Source organism: Streptomyces incanus (genome assembly GCF_042656345.1).
Classification (GTDB): Bacteria; Actinomycetota; Actinomycetes; order Streptomycetales; family Streptomycetaceae; genus Streptomyces; species Streptomyces incanus.
Map to the genome: position 1 here is coordinate 1 of NZ_JBHSPC010000111.1, position 7,442 is coordinate 7,442.

6 protein-coding genes are annotated in these 7,442 nt (G+C 72.0%); 1 reads left to right on the top strand and 5 read right to left on the bottom strand.

Going from position 1 to position 7,442, the window contains the following annotated elements:
* Nucleotides 1-385: 385 nt before the first annotated feature.
* The 5 genes from ACFP2V_RS31565 to ACFP2V_RS31585 form a co-directional block, all read right to left on the bottom strand.
* On the bottom strand, nucleotides 386-679 hold the full coding sequence (locus tag ACFP2V_RS31565; protein WP_381218701.1) for a hypothetical protein: 294 nt from the start codon (nucleotides 677-679) through the stop codon (nucleotides 386-388).
* A gap of 196 nt (nucleotides 680-875) precedes the next feature.
* Nucleotides 876-1,706 (bottom strand): hypothetical protein, encoded by an 831-nt coding sequence (locus tag ACFP2V_RS31570; RefSeq protein WP_381218702.1) that lies wholly within the window; start codon nucleotides 1,704-1,706, stop codon nucleotides 876-878.
* A gap of 157 nt (nucleotides 1,707-1,863) precedes the next feature.
* A complete protein-coding gene (locus ACFP2V_RS31575; protein WP_381218703.1) occupies nucleotides 1,864-2,874 on the bottom strand; it encodes an N-acetylmuramoyl-L-alanine amidase in 1,011 nt (336 codons plus the stop codon).
* A gap of 65 nt (nucleotides 2,875-2,939) precedes the next feature.
* Entirely contained in the window at nucleotides 2,940-3,632 is a 693-nt protein-coding gene (locus ACFP2V_RS31580) for a class I SAM-dependent methyltransferase (RefSeq protein ID WP_381218704.1), read from the bottom strand.
* A gap of 180 nt (nucleotides 3,633-3,812) precedes the next feature.
* Nucleotides 3,813-5,303, bottom strand: coding sequence for an MFS transporter (locus tag ACFP2V_RS31585; RefSeq protein WP_381218705.1), 1,491 nt, complete (start codon nucleotides 5,301-5,303; stop codon nucleotides 3,813-3,815).
* 276 nt (nucleotides 5,304-5,579) lie between these two features.
* On the opposite strand from ACFP2V_RS31585, the gene ACFP2V_RS31590 reads away from it, so the two are divergent.
* On the top strand, nucleotides 5,580-7,019 hold the full coding sequence (locus ACFP2V_RS31590; protein ID WP_381218706.1) for an MFS transporter: 1,440 nt from the start codon (nucleotides 5,580-5,582) through the stop codon (nucleotides 7,017-7,019).
* Nucleotides 7,020-7,442: the final 423 nt, after the last annotated feature.

Below are 7,442 nucleotides of genomic sequence, written 5' to 3' on the forward strand. Positions count from 1 at the left end.
GCGATGGCGTGGCCGATGAAGAGGTAGACCACGGCGGCCAGGCCGTATCCGGCGACCACGCGGGCCCAGGCCTCGTCGAAGGTGCTGTGTTCTCCGGGGGACGCCCCCTGGCCCCCTGATCACGCGGCCGGTGAGCCGGACGGGCCGTGGGCGGAGGGCCTGGGGAGGTCCGGTCAGCGCCGGTGGAGGCTGTTGGCGATGGCGTGGCCGATGAAGAGGTGGACCAGGGCGGCCAGGCCGTATCCGGCGACCACGCGGGCCCAGGCCTCGTCGAAGGTGCTGTGTTCTCCGGGGGACGCCCCCAGGCCCCCTGATCACGCGGCCAGTCGCTCGGTGGGTCGGGGCGTGGGGGAGGGGGAGGGGCGGGGGCCGTGTGGGGTGTGGGTCAGCGCCGGTGGAGGCTGTTGGCGATGGCGTGGCCGATGAAGAGGTAGACCACGGCGGCCAGGCCGTATCCGGCGACCACCCGCGCCCAGGCCTCGTCGAAGGTGAACAGGTCACGCGACCAGCCGGCCAGCCAGTTGGCCGCGTCATGGACGAACTGGACCAGGTCATTGGCCCGGTTGGCGTCCAACAGGTACATCAAGATCCAGAGTCCGAGAATGGCGGCCATGATGTCCGCGATCACCGCGACGGCCGTCCCTGCGGAGCTGGAACCACTGCGAGTTCGTGGGGACATGGTGTCCGTCTGGCCCCGAAACCGCGATCGAAACCCGGACGACCGGGCAGGTGCCGACGGGTCGGCCGGTCCTCCGGCCGGGAATTCACGCGTTCAGCTCGGCCGGTGCCCCCGGCCGGCGCGGGCGTCGACCGTACGACAACGGCCCCCCGCCCGGAAGGGCGAGGGGTCGCGCGTGATGCGGATGCGGAGCGGGTCAGCCGCGCTGGATGCCCGAGGTGTCCTGAAGGACCCCGCGACGGCCGTCCTGCGTCTGGGCGACGAGGGACGGGCCGCGCTGCTCGACGGCCAGGTACCAGGTGCCGGGGGCCAGTTCGGCGATCGGCGTCTGCGAACCGTCCTCCGGGAACAGCGGCCGGGGCACCGGAACCGCGAACCAGAACGGTGAGAAGCCACCGGCGGGCGGCGCGGCCGGCTGACCGGGCTGCTGGCCGGCGAACGACTGACCGGGCTGGCCGGGCTGGCCCGGCTGAGGCTGACCGCCGAAGCCGGCCTGCTGCGCACCCGGGTAGCCGTAACCGGCGGGCGGCTGGGCGCCGTAGGGCTGCGGAGCGGCGGGACGGGCCGCCGGCACGAGCGCACCCTTGAGGGCCGGGACCAGCGGGGTGGCGACGGCGGCGGCGGCCATGACCAGCGTCGCGACGAGGGCCAGGATGAGGCCGATACCGGAGTCGATCCCGTCGGAGGATGAACCGCTGGTGAGGTTGTTGACGCCACTGGCCGGGTCGAAGACGTTGCCGAGCGCGCTCCAGGCGGCGAAGACGGTGAACGCGACGCCGAACTGGCCGAGGTCCAGGCCCACGACCTTCGGCGGCTGAGGCAGTCCGCGGGACACGACGACGAGCGCCGCGCCGATGATGCCCGCCAGCACGACACCGAGCACGACCGGGCCGCTTCCCCACAGGCTGGGGATGATGTTGTCGGGAGCACCGTCGATCGAGTAGAGGTCGAGGAACGACGCGATGAACAGCAACACCGCTGCTCCGATCACCACGCCGTCGCCTCGAGTGAGGGAGCGGATATTCACTTCAGGTCCTTCTCGGTCGTCTCGTCGTCGGCAGAGGCGTCGCTGTCACCACGTCGCCCTCAGGGCCCGGTGTGAAGCGCGGGGGTGACCCCTCATCGTGGGAACGACACTATCGTCCGCGCGATTGGGCTGTCCGCCCGGATCAGCGCACATACCCCTACCCGCGCAGGAAACTCACCATTCCCTCGGAAATTCCCCGCGCTGCTTTCTGCCGCCAGGCACCGCTGGTCAGAAGTGCCGCGTCCTTGCTATCGCGCATATTGCCGCACTCGATGAACACCTTCGGAACCGTTGACAGATTGAGACCGCCCAGGTCCTTACGCGTGACGAGACCGGTGCCGCCGCCCACATAGTTGGACGGCGCGTTGCCGGTGACGCGTACGAAGTTGCCCGCGATGCGGGCACCGAGATCGCGGGACGGCTCGACGATGGCCCGGGTGTCGGCGGCGCCGGAGTTCACGAGGCCGGGAAGGATCACGTGGAAACCGCGGTTCCCGGTACCCGAACCGTCCGCGTGGATCGACACGACGGCATCCGCCTTCGCCTCGTTGCCGATCTTCGCCCGTTCGTCGATGCACGGCCCGAACGGCCGGTCGTCGTCCTGCGTCAACTTCACCGTGGCGCCCTGCTCCTCGAGGAGCGCGCGCATCCGGTGGGCGACGTCCAGGGTGAACTTCGCCTCGCTGAAACCGTCGTTGGTGGACGTGCCGGTGGTGTCGCACTCCTTGGAATTCGTCCCGATATCCACCTGGCGGTTGATCTCGGCGGTGTGCCGGAAGTTGCCCGGATTGTGCCCGGGGTCGATGACGACGACCTTCCCCTTGAGCGGCCCGGTCCCGGCAGGGGCGGACGCGGACGGGGAGGAGGACGCGGACGCGGAGCCGGAGCCGGGGGAGGCGCTCGGCTTCTTGCCGTCCGACTCGCCCGACCCGCCCGGCTCGTTCGACGGCGAGGCGTCGGCGGAGGACGGTGCCGGGGAGGAGGCCGAGGCGGACGCTCCGGCGGACGTGCTCGCGTCGCCCCCGTCGTCCCCCGACCCGCCCACGGTCGCGTAGACGGCCCAGCCGAGCAGCGCGCCCGGCACGAGCGCGGCGAGCGCCACGGTCAGCGGTCCACGCCGGAAGCGGCGGGACGGTGGCGGATCGAAGTCGGGCCCTGTGTACGACACGCAGCCACCCTAACGGCCGCCCGCGCCCGCCATCGTCCTGATCGTCCGGACGGGCGGCCTTCGTCTCAGATCCCGTCTCCCGTACGGCGCAGGACGCGCAGCGAGTCCGTCGCCGGGAGTTCCGTGAAGGCGCCCGAGGCCAGGGCGCGGAGGTAGACGCGGTACGGGGCCTGGCCGGTGAACTCGTCGACAGGGTCGGGGAAGACGTCGTGGATGACGAGGAGTCCGCCCTCGGCGACGTGCGGGGCCCAGCCCTCGTAGTCGGCCGTGGCGTGCTCGTCCGTGTGGCCGCCGTCGATGAAGACCAGGGCGAGGGGGGAGTTCCACAGAGCCGCGACCTTGGGGGAGCGGCCGACCAGGGCGACCACGTGGTCCTCCAGGCCCGCCCGGTGGAGCGTGCGGCGGAAGGCGGGGAGGGTGTCCATCACGCCCAGCTCGGGGTCGACCGTCTCCGGATCGTGGTACTCCCAGCCCGGCTGCTGCTCCTCGCTGCCCCGGTGGTGGTCCACGGTGAGCGCGGTGACCCCGGCCTCGCGGGCGGCACCGGCGAGCAGGATCGTGGAGCGGCCGCAGTAGGTGCCGACCTCCAGCAGGGGGAGGCCCAGCCGTCCCGCCTCGACCGCCGCCGCGTACAGGGCCAGCCCCTCACCGACGGGCATGAAGCCCTTCGCCGCCTCGAACGCGGCCAGGATGTCGGGCCCCGGCGCCGGGGGGTTCGGAGTCGGCGTCGGTGTCGGAGTCGGCGTCGGAGTGGGCATCGGTCCGGCGTCCTCTCGGTCGTGTGTCCTGGGTGCATGGCTCGGGGCTGTGGCTCCGGGTGCATGCCTCGGGGTGCATGTCTTGGGGCGCACCTCTCGGGGTGCCCATGCTGCCGTACCGCCCGCCGTGCGGTTCGTCAGGGTACCGGCGAGTACCGCGGAGTGGCGGCGGACCGCCGCTCAGGCCGAGACCGGCCCGCGCAGGGCCTGCTCCGCCCGCTCCAGGTCGGCGTCCTCCTCACTGCTCGCGCGCAGCCGCAGAGTGTTCGACGGGCGGTGGCCGGGGATGCACAGGGCCAGGACCAGGCCCACGGCCACCGCCGCCGTCGCGATCAGGAAGGAGAGGCGGAAGCCGTGCATGCTCGGGATCTCCACCCCGCCCACCGTGTTCGCCGTACTGGCCAGCACCATTCCGACGACCGCGCTCGACGTCGACGTACCGATCGAGCGCATCAGGGTGTTGAGGCCGTTGGCCGCGCCCGTCTCCGAGGCCGGGACCGCGCCGGTGATCAGGGCGGGCAGGGAGGCGTAGGCCAGGCCGATGCCCACGCCGATGACGATCGAGATGACGACGGGCCCCCAGACCGCGTTCAGCAGGCCCAGACCGCCGGCGTAACCGACCCCGATGATCGACAGACCCAGGACGAGGGTGACCTTGGGACCGTAGCGGGCGGACAGGCGGGCGTAGACGGGCGCCGTGAACATCATCGTCACGCCCAGCGGCGCCACGCACAGACCCGCCACCACCATCGACCGGCCGAGGCCGTACCCGGTGGAGGCGGGGAGTTGGAGCAGCTGGGGCAGCACCAGGGAGATGACGAAGAAGGAGACGCCGATCATGATCGACGCGAGGTTGGTGAGGAGGACCTCGCGGCGGGCGGTGGTGCGCAGGTCCACCAGGGGCGCGGGCACCCGCAGTTCCATCAGGCCCCAGAGCAGGAGCACCACGACCGCCGCCCCGAGCAGGCCGAGCGTGGTCCCGGACGTCCAGCCCCAGTCGCTGCCCTTGGTGAGGGGCAGGAGGAAGAGGATCAGGCCGGCGGACAGCCCCAGCGCGCCCGGCAGGTCGAAGGTGCCGGGCGCCCGTGCCGGTGACTCCGGTACGAGGGTCAGGGTGAGGGTGATGGCGAGGACGCCGAGGCCGGCGGCGCCGAAGTAGAGGGCGTGCCAGTCGGAGTTCTGGGCCACCAGCGCGGCGGCGGGCAGCGCGAGACCGCCGCCGACGCCTATCGAGGAACTCATCAGCGCCATCGCGGAGCCCAGCCGTTCCGGGGGCAGCATGTCGCGCATCAGCCCGATGCCGAGCGGGATCGCGCCCATCGCGACACCCTGGAGCGTACGGCCGGCGATCATCAGCAGCAGGTCGCTGGTGAGCGCGCTGACGACGGCGCCGGCCACCATGACCGAGAGGCTGGCGACCAGCATGCGCCGCTTGCCGTAGAGGTCGCCGAGACGGCCCATGATGGGGGTGGCGACGGCACCGGACAGCAGCGTCGACGTCAGGACCCACGTGGCGTCGCCGGGCGTGGTGTCCAACAGGCGCGGCAGATCCTTGATCACCGGGACGATCAGGGTCTGCATCACCGCGACAACGATGCCCGCGAAGGCGAGCACCGGGACCAGGGCCCTGCCCGCTCCGCCCGCGGGACGGTCGTTCGCCGACTGTGTCATGGAAAGGGGCCTCCAGGCCGAAGCGTGAGGTCGGCACGGGATCGGTACGGGATACGGGGTGCCGGATACGTGCGTACGGAACCTGTGTTCCGGGGCAACTATTCCGATGCTTTGGCACACTAACGATTTCTTGACCAACCCTTGGGGCACCGAACGTCGTGGACCATCTCTCGCGGTGCCAAAGGACGTTGGAGTCCTTCCTGCCCGCCCTGAGTCGGAAGACCGAGGACTCGCCCGGCAAAATCCCGATGCAAGGGACACCGGACGGTTGAGACCATGACACCCATGCTCGAAGCCCCGGACACCGCCGTCACCGCCCGCACATCCCGTCGCCGCACGCCGCCCCCCTGGCTGGCGGTGGCGCTCGCGTGTCTGGGGCAGTTCCTCGTCGTGCTCGACGTCTCCGTGGTCAATGTCGCGCTGCCGTCGATGCGTACCGGCCTCGGGCTCAGTGAGCAGGGCCTGCAGTGGGTGGTGAACGCGTACACCATCGCCTTCGCCGGGTTCATGCTGCTCGGCGGCCGTGCCGGGGACCTCTACGGCCGCAAGCGGATGTTTCTCGTCGGCCTCGGCCTGTTCACGCTGGCCAGCCTGGCGGGCGGGCTGGCCCAGGAAGGCTGGCAGTTGCTGCTGGCGCGGGCGGTGCAAGGGCTCGGGGCCGCGGTCCTGGCGCCGTCCACCCTCACCCTCGTCACCTCGGCGGTCCCGGAGGGCCCGGCGCGGGCCCGCGCCATCGCGACCTGGACCGCCGTCGGCGCGGGCGGCGGCGCGGCCGGCGGTTTCGTCGGCGGGGTGCTGGTGGACTCTCTGTCATGGCGGTGGGTGCTGCTGATCAACGTGCCGATCGGGGTGCTGGTGCTGGCCGGGGCCGCCTGGTGGCTGGCGGAGAGCCGGGCCGGGGACGGACGGCGGCTCGACCTGCCCGGCGCGCTGCTGGTGACGGCCGGCCTCGCCACCCTGGCCTTCGGCATCTCCCAGACCGAGGCCGAGGGATGGACGGCGCCGCCCACCCTGGTGCCGCTGTGCGCCGGACTCGCCCTCATCGCCCTGTTCCTCCTCGTCGAGGCGCTGGCCAAGGCCCCGCTGATGCCGCTGGGACTGTTCCGGGTGCGGTCGGTCTCGTCGGCGAACGGGGCGATGTTCCTGAACGGCGCCGCCATGTTCTGCATGTGGTTCTTCATGACCCTCTACGCCCAGAACGTGCTCGGCTACACCCCGCTCGAGGCCGGATTCGCCCTGGTGCCCAGCTCGCTCGCCGTGGTCGTCGGCTCCAAGGCCGCGCCCCGGCTGATGCGCGTCGTCGGGGCGCGTGCCGTGGCCGTGCTCGGCACGCTCGTCGCGCTGGCCGGTTTCGCCTGGCAGTCGACGATGACGGCCGACGGCGCGTATCTGACGGCGATCATGTTCCCCGGCATCCTGATGATGCTGGGCGGGGGCCTTGCCGGAACCCCCCTCGCCGCGCTCGCCACCTCCGGCACCGCGCCGGGGGAGGCCGGGCTGGTCTCCGGCCTGATCAACACCTCGCGCACGGTGGGCGGTTCGCTCGGTCTGGCCGTCCTGTCGACCCTCGCGGCGGCCCGTACGGGAGGCAGTACCACCCCGGAGGCCCTGGTCGAGGGCTATGCCCTGGCCTTCCGCACCGGAACGGCGATCCTGGCCGTCGGCCTGGTCCTGATGTGGCTGTGGCTGCCCCGAAAAGCCGCGGCGGCCCACTGAGTTCCTGGGCGAACGGACGGATCGACCGGCCGACCGGCTCGGCCTTGGGACGGGTGAGGTCGCATGGTGGGGGGTCGCGTATTCGCGGCTGCGGCCCGCGGCTCAATGACGCCGAGTGAGCGGTCAGGGGGGCAACCCGATCATCCCCGTCGGCAAGCGCAAGGGCCAGGCGCCCAGCGTCGCCGGCATCTATCGCGCACTCGGCCGCACTCCTGGCCGCGGGACCGTCGGCCTCCCCGCCAGGCCGAACGTCACTGGTCGCCGGAGCGGCGCGGTGCTGTCATGGTTAGGGAAGACTGCGTGGACGAGTCGGCAAGGGCGCGGAGGCCGGCGCGCCGCGCGTGGTCCGCCCGGGCGGACCGACCGCGGCCGCCCCGTCGCACAGCGGAGGAGGCCGATGCCATGCTGTACCGCCGCACGGTC

Coding starts and splice junctions, on each gene's coding strand:
- ACFP2V_RS31565 (WP_381218701.1), bottom strand. CDS start 679: ATGTCCCCACGAACTCGCAGTGGTTCCAGCTCCGCAGGGACGGCCGTC.
- ACFP2V_RS31580 (WP_381218704.1), bottom strand. CDS start 3,632: ATGCCCACTCCGACGCCGACTCCGACACCGACGCCGACTCCGAACCCC.
- ACFP2V_RS31585 (WP_381218705.1), bottom strand. CDS start 5,303: ATGACACAGTCGGCGAACGACCGTCCCGCGGGCGGAGCGGGCAGGGCC.
- ACFP2V_RS31590 (WP_381218706.1), top strand. CDS start 5,580: ATGACACCCATGCTCGAAGCCCCGGACACCGCCGTCACCGCCCGCACA.